At 62.5% G+C, this 14,927-nt stretch carries 10 protein-coding genes; 4 read left to right on the top strand and 6 right to left on the bottom strand.

Annotation, left to right across the window (positions count from 1 at the left end; translation table 11 throughout):
* Window positions 1-54: 54 nt before the first annotated feature.
* A complete protein-coding gene (gene sohB, locus BHC62_RS21645) occupies window positions 55-1,077 on the bottom strand; it encodes a protease SohB (RefSeq protein WP_070996102.1) in 1,023 nt (340 codons plus the stop codon).
* A gap of 193 nt (window positions 1,078-1,270) precedes the next feature.
* Between sohB and BHC62_RS21640 the strand changes: the two genes are divergently transcribed.
* The 4 genes from BHC62_RS21640 (at window position 1,271) to BHC62_RS21625 (ending at window position 5,071) form a co-directional block, all read left to right on the top strand.
* Complete coding sequence (locus BHC62_RS21640; RefSeq protein WP_029293701.1) at window positions 1,271-1,981, top strand: histidine phosphatase family protein; 711 nt, start codon at window positions 1,271-1,273, stop codon at window positions 1,979-1,981.
* Window positions 1,982-2,037: 56 nt separating this feature from the next.
* Complete coding sequence (locus tag BHC62_RS21635) at window positions 2,038-2,352, top strand: SCP2 sterol-binding domain-containing protein (protein WP_029293699.1); 315 nt, start codon at window positions 2,038-2,040, stop codon at window positions 2,350-2,352.
* A 188-nt stretch (window positions 2,353-2,540) separates the two neighbouring features.
* Window positions 2,541-3,911, top strand: coding sequence for a VOC family protein (locus BHC62_RS21630; protein ID WP_070996101.1), 1,371 nt, complete (start codon window positions 2,541-2,543; stop codon window positions 3,909-3,911).
* A gap of 263 nt (window positions 3,912-4,174) precedes the next feature.
* On the top strand, window positions 4,175-5,071 hold the full coding sequence (locus tag BHC62_RS21625) for an EamA family transporter (protein ID WP_070996100.1): 897 nt from the start codon (window positions 4,175-4,177) through the stop codon (window positions 5,069-5,071).
* An 80-nt stretch (window positions 5,072-5,151) separates the two neighbouring features.
* On the opposite strand, the gene BHC62_RS21620 is transcribed toward BHC62_RS21625, so the two are convergent.
* The 5 genes from BHC62_RS21620 to BHC62_RS21600 form a co-directional block, all read right to left on the bottom strand.
* Window positions 5,152-5,373, bottom strand: a complete 222-nt coding sequence (locus BHC62_RS21620; protein WP_029293687.1) for a YdcH family protein — start codon at window positions 5,371-5,373, stop codon at window positions 5,152-5,154.
* Between the two features lie 78 nt (window positions 5,374-5,451).
* Entirely contained in the window at window positions 5,452-7,989 is a 2,538-nt protein-coding gene (locus tag BHC62_RS21615; RefSeq protein WP_070996099.1) for an excinuclease ABC subunit UvrA, read from the bottom strand.
* Between the two features lie 58 nt (window positions 7,990-8,047).
* Window positions 8,048-10,165 (bottom strand): PAS domain-containing hybrid sensor histidine kinase/response regulator, encoded by a 2,118-nt coding sequence (locus BHC62_RS21610; RefSeq protein ID WP_070996098.1) that lies wholly within the window; start codon window positions 10,163-10,165, stop codon window positions 8,048-8,050.
* 265 nt (window positions 10,166-10,430) lie between these two features.
* On the bottom strand, window positions 10,431-13,529 hold the full coding sequence (locus BHC62_RS21605; RefSeq protein WP_218124029.1) for an error-prone DNA polymerase: 3,099 nt from the start codon (window positions 13,527-13,529) through the stop codon (window positions 10,431-10,433).
* The gene (locus tag BHC62_RS21600) at window positions 13,505-14,920 is read right to left on the bottom strand and encodes a DNA polymerase Y family protein (RefSeq protein WP_070996096.1); all 1,416 of its coding nucleotides are present in this window, start codon (window positions 14,918-14,920) and stop codon (window positions 13,505-13,507) included. Before BHC62_RS21600 ends, BHC62_RS21605 begins: the two co-directional genes overlap by 25 nt.
* Window positions 14,921-14,927: the final 7 nt, after the last annotated feature.

Below are 14,927 nucleotides of genomic sequence, written 5' to 3'. Positions count from 1 at the left end.
CTTCGCGAGCAAGCTCGCTCCTACAGAGGCGGGCCCGGCTCCAGGCGGGCCGTGTTACCAGAAGCGCTGCTGGGTCAGGCGGCTCCACCAGGTCAGCAGTACCCGGTCCACCGAGCCACTGGCCGCCAGGCCCACCCGCTCCTGCAGGCTTTTGCGCTCGGCATAGTGCAGGTGGAACAGTTCGGCGGTCTTGGCCTTGGTCGCCAGGTATTCGTCGCTGGTCTGCAGGGCGTCCACCAATTGCTTGTCCAGCGCTGCGACGCCCAGCCAGACTTCGCCGGTGGCCACGTCATCAATCGCCAGTTGCGGGCGATAGCGCGAGACGAAGTTCTTGAACAGTTGGTGGGTGATATCCAGGTCTTCCTGGAACTTCTCCCGGCCTTTCTCGGTGTTTTCGCCAAACACCGTCAGGGTGCGCTTGTACTCGCCAGCGGTCAGCACTTCGAAGTCGATATCGTGCTTTTTCAGCAGGCGGTTGACGTTGGGCAACTGGGCTACCACGCCAATCGAACCGAGGATCGCAAACGGTGCACTGATGATCTTCTCGCCGATGCACGCCATCATGTAGCCGCCGCTGGCCGCAACCTTGTCGATGCACACCGTCAACGGCACGCCCGCCTCGCGGATGCGTGCCAATTGCGACGAGGCCAGGCCATAGCTGTGGACCATGCCACCGCCGCTTTCCAGGCGCAGCACCACCTCGTCCTTGGGCGTCGCCAGGCTCAGCAGTGCGGTGATTTCATGACGCAGGCTCTCGGTGGCCGAGGCCTTGATGTCGCCGTCAAAATCCAGGACAAACACCCGTGGCTTGGACTCGGGGGTTTTCTTGTGTTTTTTCTCGGCCTTGCCCTGGGACTTGCGCAGGGCCTTGAGCTGATCCTTGTCGAGCAGGGTCTGCTCCAGGCGCTCGCGCAGGCCTTTGTAGAAATCGTTGAGCTTGCTGACCTGCAACTGCCCGGCATTCCTGCGCCGGCCCTTGCTGCGCAACGCCGCGAAACTGATCAGCACCACCAGGATGGCGACGACCAACGTGACGGTTTTAGCCAGAAAACTTGCATACTCAGCCAAAAACTCCATGGGACTCCTTACAGATACGGTGCGCCAGGCGCGGATTGCCCCAGCATACCGATGGGACTGCCGGTGAGCCAGAGCTGAAACCCCTTGAAACGGGCCTCTAACGAGCTTTTAAAACAAGCGTATGTTTTTTCATTGACAGCTTCCCGGCATCCTCATAACCTCGCCAGACTTTCAACGTACCGGGTGAACGGACGTGGGCAGCATCTATTTGATTCGACATGGCCAGGCCTCCTTCGGTGCAGACGACTATGACGTCCTGTCGCCCGTCGGTGTGCAGCAGGCACAGGTACTGGGCAGCCACCTGGCGGATCTGGGCCTGATGTTCGACCGCTGCGTGTCGGGCGACCTGCGCCGCCAGCAGCACACCGCCAACGCCGCGTTCGAGTCCATCGGCGCCCAAGGCTTGCCGGTGCCGCCCCTGGAAATCGACAGCGCCTTCAACGAATTCGATGCCGACGCGATCATCCGCGCCCTGCTCCCGGATTTGCTCGACAGCGAGCCCGAAGCCCTGGAGATCCTGCGCAACGCGCCACACAACCGTAGCGAGTTCCAGCGGATCTTCGCCCTGATCATCGAGCGCTGGCTGAGCGGGACCTACGACACGCCCGGCCTGGAAAGCTGGTTGGGGTTTGTCGAACGGGTCCGGGGTGGCTTGCAGCGTCTGCTAGAGGCGGCGGACAACTCCCACAAGATCGCGGTATTTACCTCTGGCGGCACCATCACCGCCCTGCTCCACCTGATTACCCGCATACCTGCCGCCCAGGCTTTCGAGCTGAACTGGCAGATTGTCAACACCTCGCTCAACCACTTGAAGTTCCGTGGACGCGAGGTGGCACTGGCTTCCTTCAACAGCCATACCCACTTGCAACTGTTGAAGGCGCCGCAGCTCATCACTTTCCGATGAATTGCGGCCAACCGTGACCCCAAGGTCACTGGCACCACCCATAAAAGGATCGAACCATGACTGACGTAGCTAAAGCCGTAGAAGCAATGAAAGCCAAATTCAACCCAGGCGCCGCCGACGGCCTGGACCTGGTGTTCGGTTTCCGTATCGACGACACCCAGAACTTCTCGCTGGTGGTTAAAAACAACACCTGCGAACTGCTGGAAGGCGAAAACCCTGACGCCCAAGTGACCCTGGTCATGGACGGCGACACCATGAAAGGCATCGTCGACGGTTCCACCGACGGCATGCAGGCCTTCATGGGCGGCAAACTGCGCACCGAAGGCGACATGATGCTGGCGATGAAGCTGAGCGAACTGTTCCCGGCCTGATCCAGGGCAACCTGGGTTGACCAATCCCGCCTGCCCAGGCGGGATTTTTGTTTGTACCGGTTCCCGCAGTGGAACTCATTCATTTGCAGAATGAAGTCCAGAGGAATCTTCATTTGCACCCACGGGCAACGCCCAACAAAATCTGGCTCACGGCCCATACCACCGTTATCGCAGCCAGGATTTTTTCTATGCCTACCCCGCGCCATATCAGCCCCGACGACATCCGCAAAGACTTCTCCAAGGCCATGTCCGACATGTACCGCGAGGAAGTGCCGCTGTATGGCGCGCTGCTGGAGTTGGTGGCCGACACCAATGCCCGGGTGCTGGCGAGCGATCCCGACCTGGCGCGGCAACTGCAGCGCACCGGTGAAATCCAGCGCCTGGACATGGAGCGCCACGGCGCCATCCGCCTGGGCACTGCCCTTGAACTGGCAACCATCAGTCGCCTGTTTGCGGTGATGGGCATGCACCCGGTGGGCTACTACGACCTCACCCCGGCCGGCGTGCCAGTGCATTCCACGGCCTTTCGCGCAGTGCATGAAAGCGCCTTGCAGACCAGCCCGTTCCGGGTCTTCACCTCGCTGCTGCGCCTGGAACTGATCGAAAACCTTGAACTGCGGGCCTTTGCCGAAGCCGCCCTGGGCAAGCGCTCGATCTTCACCCCACGGGCGCTGGCCCTGATCGAACAGGCCGAAGCCGACGGTGGCCTGAATGCCAACGATGCCCAGGCCTTTATCCAGCAAGCCCTGGAAACCTTTCGCTGGCACCACACAGCCACCGTCAGCGCCGCCCAATACCAACAACTCAGCGCCCAGCACCGGCTGATTGCCGATGTGGTGGCCTTCAAGGGCCCGCACATCAATCACCTGACCCCACGCACCCTGGACATCGACCGCGTACAAGCCGACATGCCCGGCAAAGGCATCACCCCCAAGGCCGTGATCGAAGGCCCACCCCGCCGCCAATGCCCGATCCTGCTGCGCCAGACCAGCTTCAAGGCCCTCGACGAAGCCATCGCCTTTACCGATGCCACGGGCAGCCACAGCGCACGCTTTGGCGAAATCGAACAACGTGGCGTGGCCTTGACGCCCAAAGGCCGGGCACTCTACGACCAGTTGCTCAACGCCGCCCGGGATGAACTGGGCGCCTTCCCCAATGAGGCCAACGCCCGGCGCTACACCGAACTGATGGAGCAGCACTTCCAGGCATTCCCGGATAACCACCGGGCCATGCGCGAGCAGGGGTTGGCGTTCTTTCGCTACTTCCTGACCGACAAGGGCCGCGCAGCCGATAAGAGCCCGCTCCCCAATCTGGACGCACTGCTTGAGGCCGGTTACGTGGCAATCGAACCGTTGGTGTATGAGGATTTTCTGCCGGTCAGCGCGGCGGGGATTTTCCAGTCGAACCTGGGCGATGCGGCGCAGAGTCACTACGCGGCCAACGCCAACCAGGCCGAATTCGAACAGGCCCTGGGCCGCCAGACCATTGATGAGTTGCAGCTGTACGCCGACACCCAGCAGCGCTCGATCGACGCCTGCCTGCAGGCGCTGCGCACCTAGAGAGTAGAGTTCGCCCGACACCACAACGCAATCCATGCGCAGTCAACGTGCCCCAGGGTCGGGCGAACGGTTGGGATAATAGGCAGTGCAGGGGTGGCTGTCCTTGTGGCAATTCTGAAGAAATATGGAGACTCCCCGAGCAGGCTCGCGACGAGGAGTGTGACGTAGCGGAAAAGTACTACATTGATTTGGGACACCCTCGGTTTGCCATACATCCCACTCGATACAATGCTGAAGAGACACTCTGAACAATCCATCAGCTCATGCCTCAACTTTCCCATTCAGCCACTTACACTTGGGCATTCTTTTGCGGCGCTACAGCAAACATCCTGCTGGGCGCGTCGTCCCTCTATTGGCGAGAACTGGGAGAACTCACCCCCCAAACACTGGTTACCTATCGGGTACTCATATCACTAGCCACCGTAATCATGGTGATTGTTGCAAGCAGAAACCTCAGTAACTTAAGACTTTTAGACCTGAAAACGCTATTTCTGCATTGCGTAGCATCTCTACTACTCGCTATAAACTGGGGTGCTTTTATATGGGCCTCTATAAATGGGCACATTCTGGAAAGCGGCTTCGGGTATTTGCTAGCGCCCGCCCTGTCCATCGGCATAGGTTTATTTATTTACCATGAGCCTCTCAAACTCACTCAAGCACTGACACTCCTTATATTAGTTAGCTTGGTGATCCTGCTCATTATCTACAGCAACGAACTCAAGCATTGGGTTTATTTATTAATTGCTTCTACGTGGGGCGCATACACTTGCCTAAAAAAGGCTACCCCGCTAACGGCTATAAATGGTCTGCTAGTAGAAACTATTTTTTTGAGTATTTGCATAGTGCTAGGTTGGGCAGCAGGCATCTGGACATTTACCTTGCCCAAAAACGTTACAAGTCACTCGCAATGGCTGATTCTCTTGGCCGGATGCATATCCGTTACACCTCTAGTCTTATTCGCGTATGCAGTAAGAAAACTGCCGCTTTCCACAACAGCGGCCTTTCAATTCATACTACCTTGCACACAACTGATAGTTGCACTGACCTTTTACAAACAATCTATATCCGCAGGCACCATGATGGTGTTTCTGGCAGCTTTCGGGGTATTGCTGTGCTTGCTGATCTATGAAGTTTCCGGCTTGGCTCCCAATAAAACGTAAAAAATTGCCGCAGCCATCGTAAACCTTAAGCAGTCAAAGGCGCGATCTCCTCGCTCCCTTGACTGGCTTCACTTCGCGGATCAAAGCAACTGGGAAATTTCATCCTTGATCAACAAGCGCCTCTCCTTCAGCTTCTTCAATTCATCATCGTTGCCGGCTGCTTTTTCGGCGCTCAACACCAGTTCATCGACAGTCTTGTATTTATCAAGCAACGCGTTCAGGTGAGGGTTCTCTGCCCGGCGTTTGTCGACGACGTCCTTGCTCAACCCCAAATCCTGATAAAGATCATGTTTCACTGGCATGAAGTACCTCCGCAAGTTAATCAATGACTGGTACACCTTGAAGCTAGCCCATCCATGGGCCTCTTGTCATGCCCAAGGTCAATTCCCCGGGCCCAGCTCGCGTGCGAGGAACGGTGCGGTGCGGCTGGTTTTGCTTTGGGCGACGTGTTGGGGCGTGCCGCTGGCGACGACTTGGCCGCCCTGGTCGCCGGCGCCTGGGCCGATGTCGATGACCCAGTCGCTCTGGGCCACCACGCGCATTTCGTGTTCGACCACAATCACTGTGTGACCGGCGTCCACCAGATGGTTGAGTTGCAGTAGCAGGCGGTCAACGTCACGGGGGTGCAGGCCGGTGGTAGGCTCGTCGAGGACGTACAGGGTTGCGCCCCGCGCGGTGCGTTGCAGTTCGGTGGCCAGTTTGATCCGCTGGGCCTCGCCGCCGGACAGTTCGGTGGCCGGCTGGCCCAGGCGCAGGTAGCCCAGGCCGATGTCGCGCAGGACCTGCAACGCACGCAGTATGCCCGGCTGTTCGGCGAACACGTCCACCGCCTGTTCGACGGTCAGGCCCAGTACCTGGGCAATGTTCAGGCCCTGCCAGGTAATCGCCAGGGTCTGGGGGTTATAGCGCGCGCCGTGGCAGGTGGGGCAAGGGGCGTAGACGCTGGGCATAAACAGCAATTCGACGCTGACAAAACCCTCGCCCTCGCAGTTCGGGCAGCGACCCTTGGCCACGTTGAAGGAGAACTGCCCGGCATCGTAGTGGTGTTTTTTCGCGGCTGGGGTGGCGGCGAACAGTTTGCGCACGTTATCGAACAAGCCGGTATAGGTCGCGAGGTTGGAGCGCGGGGTGCGGCCGATGGGCTTCTGGTCCACCTGTACCAGGCGGCGGATCTGTTCCAGGCCCGCGCGGATGCGCCCGCCGCTGGTTTGCGGTGCCGGGTCTTGCAGGTCGGGCTCATCCTCGCTGACCACCGCCCGCCCCAGCCCCTCACCCACCAGGTCCAACAGTGCCTGGCTGACCAGGCTGGATTTACCCGACCCCGAAATCCCCGTCACCGCCGTAAAACAACCCAGGGGGAAGTCCACGCTCACCTCGTCGAGGTTATTGCGGCTGACCCCTTCCAGGCTGAGCCAGCCACTCGGCGCACGACGCGAAGGGTTCAGCGGTTGCGGCTCGGCAAACAGGTATTCGCGGGTCTGTGAGGCTTGGACCTGTGCCAGGCCTGCCGGTGGGCCGCTGTACAACACTTGGCCGCCCTGCTCGCCGGCAGCCGGCCCGACGTCGATCAGCCAGTCGGCGCGGCGCATGGTTTCCAGGTCGTGCTCCACCACAAACAGCGAGTTGCCGGCGGCTTTCAGGCGCTCAAGGGCGGTGAACAAGGCCTCGCCATCCGCCGGATGCAAACCGGCCGACGGTTCATCCAGCACGTAGATCACCCCGAACAACTGCGAGCCCAATTGCGTCGCCAGGCGCAGGCGCTGCAACTCCCCAGAGGACAGGGTCGGCGTACTGCGCTCCAGAGACAGATAGCCCAGGCCCAGGTCGGTCAGGGTGCTGACCCGCTCCAGTAAATCCTGGGCGATACGTTGGGCGGCCAGGCGTTTTTCCAGCGAAAGTTTTACCCGCCCTTTGCCCTCGGCCACCGGACGCAGGAGTTGCGCCAGTTGCAACAGCGATAGCTGCGACAACTCGCCAATATCCACCCCAGCAAACTTCACCGACAGCGCCGCCTTGTTCAGGCGCTTGCCCTCGCACAGGGGGCACGGGCTGCCTTGCATGAATTGCGCGACACGCTTTTTCATCAGCGCGCTCTGGGTGTGGGTGAAGGTATGCAGGATGTAGCGCCGGGCGCCGCTGAAGGTGCCCTGGTAACTGGGTTCGAGCTTGCGCTTGAGGGCGTCGCGGGTTTGCGCCGGGGTCAAGCCGGCGTACACCGGCACCGTGGGTGTTTCCTCGGTGAAGAGGATCCAGTCGCGCTGTTTTTTCGGCAGCTCGCGCCAAGGGATATCGACGTCGTAACCCAGCGTCACGAGAATATCCCGCAGGTTTTGCCCCTGCCAGGCCAGTGGCCAGGAAGCCACGGCACGCTGGCGAATGGTCAAGGAGGGATCGGGCACCATCAGCGCCTCGGTCACTTCATACACGCGGCCCAGGCCGTGGCACTGCGGGCAGGCGCCCTGGGGCAGGTTGGGCGAGAAGTCCTCGGCGTACAGCATCGGCTGCCCCGGCGGATAGCTGCCGGCACGGGAATAGAGCATGCGGATCAAACTGGACAAGGTAGTCACGCTGCCCACTGACGAGCGCGTGCTCGGCGTACCCCGCTGCTGTTGCAACGCCACGGCGGGCGGCAAGCCTTCGATGGAGTCCACATCCGGCACGCCCACCTGGTCGATCAGGCGCCTGGCATAGGGCGCCACCGACTCGAAATAGCGCCGCTGCGCCTCGGCATACAGGGTGGAAAACGCCAGGGACGACTTGCCCGACCCCGACACCCCGGTGAACACCACCAGGGCATCCCGTGGGATGTCCACATCGACATTGCGCAGGTTATGTTCACGGGCGCCCCGCACCCGGACAAAACCGGGGCGCGCGGCAAGAAGATTGGTGCCTGGCGGCAAGTGGCGCGCTGAAGTCATGGTCAACCTTGTTGAGGGTGGCAGGTCCTGCGGTGGAGCCAGGAACCGGGGCAAACGTTCAATTACGTGCATTGAGTACTGAGCGTACCCGCTGCGCGAGGGCATCAGGGCTATAGGGTTTACCCAGCAGGTGAATATCGGCTCCCAACTGGTGATTGCTGGAAAGCACGTCGCGGGTATGCCCGGAGGTAAACAACACAGCAACGGGCGGCTGTTGTACCTTGGCCCACTCGGCCAGGTCCGTGCTTTTGAACCGCCCCGGCATGACCACGTCGGTAAAGATCAGGTCCGGCCGCAAACCGGTGCGCAGCATCAACATCGCGTCATCGCCGTCCTCGGCAGTGAGCACCGTGTAGCCGGCCTGTTGCAGCAACTCCACCGCCGCGGCACGTACACCTTGGTTGTCCTCCACGACCAGGATGGTTTCGCGGCCGCCTTCCTGCAACACCACCTGGGCAGGCGTTTCCTCGCTTTCCGGCTCAAGGCTGTGGGGGAAGTACATCTGCACTACGGTGCCCTGGCCCGGCTCGCTGCTGACCTGCACATGCCCGCCACTTTGCTTGACGAAACCAAACACCATGCTCAAGCCCAGGCCGGTGCCGTGACCGTCTGGCTTGGTGGTAAAGAACGGCTCGAAGACCCGCCGCAGCACCGCCGGCGACATGCCGGCCCCGGTGTCGCTGACGGACAGGCGCACATATTCACCGGGGGCAATCCCGTTGCGGCTGCCCTCCTCGGGCGACAAGGTGATGTTTTCACCGGTGATGCGGATCACCCCCTCGCCCTTCATGGCATCCCGGGCATTGATCGCCAGGTTGAGCACGGCATTTTCCAGCTGATTGCGATCGACATGGATGCACCACGGGTCTTGCGGCAATTGCACATCGATCTGGATGGTTTCCCCCAGTGCCCGCTGCAGTAACTCACCCAGGCCTTCATAAATGCGCCGGGGGTTGAACACCGCCGGTGACAGGGGCTGGCGCCGGGCAAACGCCAGCAGTTGCGAAGACAGCTTGGCGCCGCGTTCGACGGCAGCCAGGGCAGCCCCGACGCGCCGTTGTACCTGGGGGTTATCCCGTTCATGGCGAGCCAGCAAGTGCAGGTTGCCGGCAATCACCTGCAGCAGATTATTGAAGTCATGGGCCACGCCCCCCGTCAGCCCGCCAATGGCCTCGAGCTTCTGCGACTGGCGCAACTGGTCCTCGGCGGCCGAGCGCGCCTGGACTTCGGCGGCGACGCGCTGCTCCAGATTGTGGGTGAGCTTGAGCAGGGACTCTTCCGCGATCTTGCGCACATGGATATCAATGATCACCCCGGGAAAGCGCAGCGGCTGCCCCTGCGCATCCAGTTCGCAGCGCCCGCTGGCCAGTACCCACAGATAGCTGGCGTCAGGGCGGCGCACGCGAAATTCGACGTTATATGACCCGCCGGCTTCCAGGGTGCGGGCGATCAGGCGGCTGACCCGCGCCAGGTCATCGGGATGGATGATCTCGGTGGCGGTGGCGATGGGCAGGCCCTGCTCCACATCGTCCATGGACAGGCCCAGGGTGCGGGCGAAACGCTCGTCTCCCGACAGGCGATCCGGCAACACATCCCAGACAAATGAGCCCAGCAACGCCCCGGCATTGAGCGCCAGTTGCAAACGCTCGTCCGCCACACGGTAGGCACCCTCGGCTTCCTGGCGCAAACGCTCGGACAGCACGTGCGCGGTGGTCTCCACGACAATCGCCAGCACCCCGGCCGGCTGCTGGTCGTTACCGGCTACCGGGCTGTAATAGAGGTCCAGCCACAAGTCTTCGGGTTGACCATTGCGCAGCAGCGTCAAGGCCTTGTTGCGATAGGACAAGGTGCCGCCGGCCAGGCAGGTGCTCATGACATGCCGGTTGAAGTCGGCCACTTCCGGCCAGCCCTGCTCCACCGGCATGCCCAACAGGGACGGATGCCGGCCGCCGGCAAACACCGAGTAACTGTCGTTGTAGATCATGTACCCGGCGCGCCCCCAGAGCATCACCATCGGCACCGGCGAGGCCAGGAGCATCTGCACGGCACAGGTCAGGCTGGTGGACCAACTGTCAATCGAGCCCAGGTCCGTGTTCGACCAGTCAAAGGCACGAATCCTTTGGGCCATTTCACCGCCCCAGCCGTCACAACCATGGGTATTGGATAAAAATTGCATGGACCCTGCTCATACAAAGAGAAGACGTTCGCCAAGGTTGGAGCATAGCGGTGCTGGATGGTTTCACTCTGTATCAATGTGGTTAGGGGGCTGCCCCTCGCTGGGTTGCGCAGCAAGCTCCAGAACCTGCCACCTCGGGGTGTCTGGTGGAGCATGGTGAGGGGGTTGGGGTGGCTTTGCCACCCAGCGCGGGGCAAGCCCGCTCGCCACGACAAGCCTCCCTCCGCCACAAAGGGTGTTTTTTGAAAGAAGAGCGTTGTACCCCTCAGCGGAAATCCCGGCTACGCACGCTGATCCCCGCCAACAGTGGCGTCAGGTCGCTCAGGCGGCCAGCGATCAAATGGCGGACTTCGCCCACCGCTTCCCAGCGACCATCCACCTTGAGCAGCCGTGAGTTCACCAGCACCTGGCGCTGACGCTCGGCCAGGTCGCGCCAGACCACCACGTTGATGTTGCCAAACTCGTCTTCCAGGGTCACGAAGGTCACGCCGCTGGCAGTGCCCGGGCGCTGGCGCCCGGTGACCAGGCCGGCAACGCTGACATTGCGCCCATGCTCCACCGCCTGCAGCTCCTGTGAGCTGCGGCAGCGCCGCGCGTGCAATTGATCACGCAACAGCGCCAAGGGATGGGGCCCCAGGGTGGTGCCCACGCTGGCATAGTCGGCGTACAGGTCTTCGCCGACGCTGGGTGCCGGCAGTTGCACCGCCTCTTCCTGCGGGCTCGATGCCCCGGCAAATAATCCCAGTTGCTTCTCCACCCCGGCCACGTCCCAGCGCGCTTGATGCCGGTGCCCGGTCAACTGGCGCAAGGCCCCGGCATCCGCCAGCAGTTCCTGGGCCCGGCTGTCCAGTCGGGCGCGCTCGCCCAGGTCGGCGATATCGCGAAACCCTGCGCCCTGACGGGCTTTTTCGATACGCCGGCCCTCGTCTTCGCGAAAGCCGCTGATCATGCGCAAGCCCATGCGAATCGCCGGTTGCTGGCCGTCGATGGGTTCCAGGCTGCAATCCCAATCACTGGCGGTCACGTCCACCGGGCGAATCTGCAGGTGATGGCGGCGCGCATCCTGCAGGACCTGGTCCGGGCTGTAGAACCCCATGGGCCAACTGTTGATCAGGGCGCAAGCGAACGCCGCCGGCTCATGGCATTTGAGCCAGCAACTGGCGTAGGTCAGCAAGGCGAAACTGGCCGCGTGGGACTCGGGAAAACCATAGCTGCCAAAGCCCTTGATCTGCTCGAACACCTGGGCGGCAAAGGCCTCGCTGTAGCCGTTGTTGAGCATGCCGGCGCGCAGCCGCTGGCGATGGGGCTCCAACCCGCCATGGCGCTTCCAGGCCGCCATCGAGCGGCGCAACTGGTCAGCTTCGCCGGGGGTGTAGTCCGCCGCGACAATGGCGATCTGCATCACTTGCTCCTGGAACAGCGGGATACCCAACGTGCGCTTGAGTACCGCTTCCAGCTTGGGCGACGGATAGGTCTCGGGCTCTTCCTTGTTCCGTCGGCGCAGATACGGATGCACCATGCCGCCCTGGATCGGCCCGGGGCGCACGATGGCCACCTCGATCACCAGGTCATAGAACGTCTTGGGCTTGAGCCGGGGCAACATGGACATCTGCGCCCGTGACTCGATCTGGAATACGCCGATGGTGTCGGCGCGGCTGATCATCGCGTAGGTTGCCGGATCTTCCGAGGGCACCGTCGCCAGTGTCAGGTCGCGGTGACGATGGCGGCGCAGCAGGTCGAAGCAACGGCGGATCGCGCTGAGCATGCCGAGGGCCAGGATATCGACCTTGAGCAGGCCCACGGCGTCCAGGTCATCCTTGTCCCATTGGATGATGGTGCGTTCGGCCATGGCGGCGTTTTCCACCGGCACCAACGTGTCCAGCGGTTGCTCGCAAATCACGAAGCCACCGGGGTGCTGGGACAGGTGGCGCGGGAAGCCGATCAGTTGCTGGGTCAAGCCCAGGACCCGTCGCAAGACCGGGCTGTCCGGGTCAAAACCACCCTCGCGCAAGCGCTCAAGGGGCGGCGCTTCATCGCTCCAGCGCCCGCAGCAATCGGCCAGGGCATTGACCTGATCCGGTGGCAGGCCCAGGGCCTTGGCCACATCACGCACCGCGCCGGCACCGTGGTAGCTGCTGACCACTGCGGTCAAGGCCGCGCGGCGCCGGCCATAGCGCTGGAACACGTATTGCAGCACCTCTTCGCGGCGTTCGTGCTCGAAGTCCACATCAATGTCCGGCGGTTCGTTGCGTTCCCGGGACAGGAAGCGCTCGAACAACATGTTCATCCGGCTGGGATCGATTTCGGTGATGCCCAGGGCAAAGCACACTGCCGAGTTGGCCGCCGAGCCACGGCCCTGGCAGAGGATCGAACGGCTGCGGGCGTAGCGCACGATGTCGTGCACGGTAAGGAAATAGCTTTCGTAGCCCAGGTCGCTGATCAACTCCAGTTCATTATCGATCTGCTCCAGGGTCTTGGCTGACGCCCCCTCGGGCCAGCGCTGGCTGATGCCCTCTTCGGTCAAGGCGCGCAGCCAGGACTTGGCGCTCTGCCCTTGCGGCACCAACTCCCTGGGGTATTGATAGCGCAACTGGCCCAGGTCGAAGGTGCAACGGCGGGCGATCTGCAGTGACGCCTCGAGCAAGCACGCCGGATACAGCGCACCGATCGCCTCCAGGCTGCGCAAGTGCCGCTCGCCATTGGGGTGCAGGCGCTCGCCGGCTTGCGCCACCGGCAGATGGTGCCGGATGGCGGTCATGGTGTCCTGCAAGGCGCGCCGGCTCCGCACATGCATATGCACATCGCCACAGGCCACGGTTGGCAGGCCCAGGCTGGCGGCCAGTTGCAGACGCTGTGCCAGGCGGCGGGCATCGTCCTGGGCGCAATGCAGTTCTATCGCCAGCCATAGCTGTTGATTGAAGGTGTCGCACAACCACTGGCCATCGGCAGGTGTATCACCCTCCTCGGCCAGCCACAGCACCAGCAACCCCGGCACCGGGTCGGCGAAGTCTTCGCGCAACAGGCGGTACTGGCCTTTTTCGGCACGGCGCCGGGCCTGGGTGATCAGCCGGCACAGGTGCTGGTAGCCCTGTAGGTTCTCCACCAGCAACACCAGTTTCGGGCCGTTCTCCAGGCGTACCTCACTGCCGACGATCAACTCCAGCCCGACCTCCTTGGCCGCCTGCCAGGCCCGCACGATACCGGCCAGGGTGCATTCGTCGGTGATTGCCAGGGCGTGATAACCCTGCTGCTTGGCGCGCTCGAACAACTCGCGGGCACTGGACGCACCGCGCTGGAAGCTGAAGTTGGACAGGCAATGCAGCTCGGCGTAGCCCTGCATCATGCAAACCAACCCTGCAGCCACAACCCGGCGCTGTCACCCACGGTGCGATAAGCCCAGCCTTGCTGCCCGGCGCGGGTACGCACCAGGTAGTAGTCGCGGCGGATATCCGCGCCATCCCACCAACCGGACTCGATGCGCTCCGGGCCCAGCAGGATCTGGACACCCTGCTCGGCCAGCAAGGTCGGCTCATTGAGCAACCAGCCAGGGCGTTGCACCGGGCTCAAGGGTGGGCAGACGCGGCTGTCGCTGCCCGGTAGCCAGGCACACTCGGGGCGATGGTCAGCATGAAAGCGCAAGCCCTGCACCGCCTCATCCCCCAGACGCGCCCGCAGACGCTCGCGCAATTGTGCCCAGGGCAGGGTTTGCTGCGGGCGCTCGTCGAACAGGTCCTGGCGCTGGGGCACAAACACCGGCAGGTCCTCGGCCAGCAGGCGCAGGGCATGTACGGGCGCGGCCACTAGCACCTGCTCCAGGCGGCCACGGGCCAGTTCAAACAGCATCGAAGGTTCGCGCTCGGCACTCAGCAGGCCCACCGTGATCACGCTGTCCGGCGCCTCGGCATGCTCCAGGTGCAGGGCAAAACGCTGCACGCCACTGTCGCGGCCACAGAGGAACGCCGCCAGGTCGCCGGTCAGGCGCCGTAAGGGAAACAACAGGGCCTGGTGGGACTGCACATCGAAATTCAATTCGATGCGCAGGTCAAAACGATCCGGCGGCTGATAAAAATCCAGGGCCAGCGGCCGTTGCCCGGTCAAGGCATCCAGGTGCTTGAGCAACCCTGCGTCAAACCGCCGGGCCAAGGTATGCCGGGGCAACGCCTGCACTTGGGCCAGGGTCCGCAGGCCCATGCGCGACAAGGCCGTGGCGGCTTGCGGGTCGATGCCGACGCGATCGATGGGCATCGGCCCAAGGGCTTGCTGGAGGCCCTCGGCATCGGCCACGGCCAGGCTGTCGTAGGCATTGGCCAATACGCGCGCGGCGGCCGGGTTGGGGGCGGCAACGATACGGTGGCGAAAGCCCAGGTCGGTCAGTTCCTCGCGCAAGCGTGCTTCCAGCAGCGGCCACGGCCCGAACAGGCCAAGGCTCGACTCGATTTCAAACAGCAAGGCCCGCGGATAGAACACGCTGACCTGGGAGCTGAAACCATAGGCCCAGGCCGCGAGCAGTTGCTGGCAGCGGTCGATCTCCACCGGGTCGTATTCGACGCAGGCAAAGGCCTTGGTCAGGGCATGGGCCGCGGTCAGGGATTGGCCGGGGCGCAGGCCCAAGGCACGCGCGGCGGCATTGACGGTTTGCAGCACCCGGCGTTGTGGCGGGCCGGCCAACAACGCCAAGGGTTGCTCGGGCTCGGGGCGCTGACGCAAGACCCCGTCCAACGCCAATTGCGGGAAGACAATACACACCCAGCGCATATCAACC

The sequence above is a fragment of the Pseudomonas sp. 06C 126 genome, assembly GCF_001855215.1.
Classification (GTDB): Bacteria; Pseudomonadota; Gammaproteobacteria; order Pseudomonadales; family Pseudomonadaceae; genus Aquipseudomonas; species Aquipseudomonas proteolytica.
The sequence above is the reverse complement of the archived record's forward strand: the minus strand, read 5'-3'. Positions and strand labels throughout refer to the sequence as shown.

What these genes read in the sequence shown, in the direction of transcription:
- BHC62_RS21610 (WP_070996098.1), bottom strand. Translation starts at nt 10,165, where the DNA reads ATGCAATTTTTATCCAATACCCATGGTTGTGACGGCTGGGGCGGTGAA.
- BHC62_RS21635 (WP_029293699.1), top strand. Translation starts at nt 2,038, where the DNA reads ATGACTGACGTAGCTAAAGCCGTAGAAGCAATGAAAGCCAAATTCAAC.
- sohB (WP_070996102.1), bottom strand. Translation starts at nt 1,077, where the DNA reads ATGGAGTTTTTGGCTGAGTATGCAAGTTTTCTGGCTAAAACCGTCACG.
- BHC62_RS21625 (WP_070996100.1), top strand. Translation starts at nt 4,175, where the DNA reads ATGCCTCAACTTTCCCATTCAGCCACTTACACTTGGGCATTCTTTTGC.
- BHC62_RS21615 (WP_070996099.1), bottom strand. Translation starts at nt 7,989, where the DNA reads ATGACTTCAGCGCGCCACTTGCCGCCAGGCACCAATCTTCTTGCCGCG.
- BHC62_RS21620 (WP_029293687.1), bottom strand. Translation starts at nt 5,373, where the DNA reads ATGCCAGTGAAACATGATCTTTATCAGGATTTGGGGTTGAGCAAGGAC.
- BHC62_RS21630 (WP_070996101.1), top strand. Translation starts at nt 2,541, where the DNA reads ATGCCTACCCCGCGCCATATCAGCCCCGACGACATCCGCAAAGACTTC.
- BHC62_RS21600 (WP_070996096.1), bottom strand. Translation starts at nt 14,920, where the DNA reads ATGCGCTGGGTGTGTATTGTCTTCCCGCAATTGGCGTTGGACGGGGTC.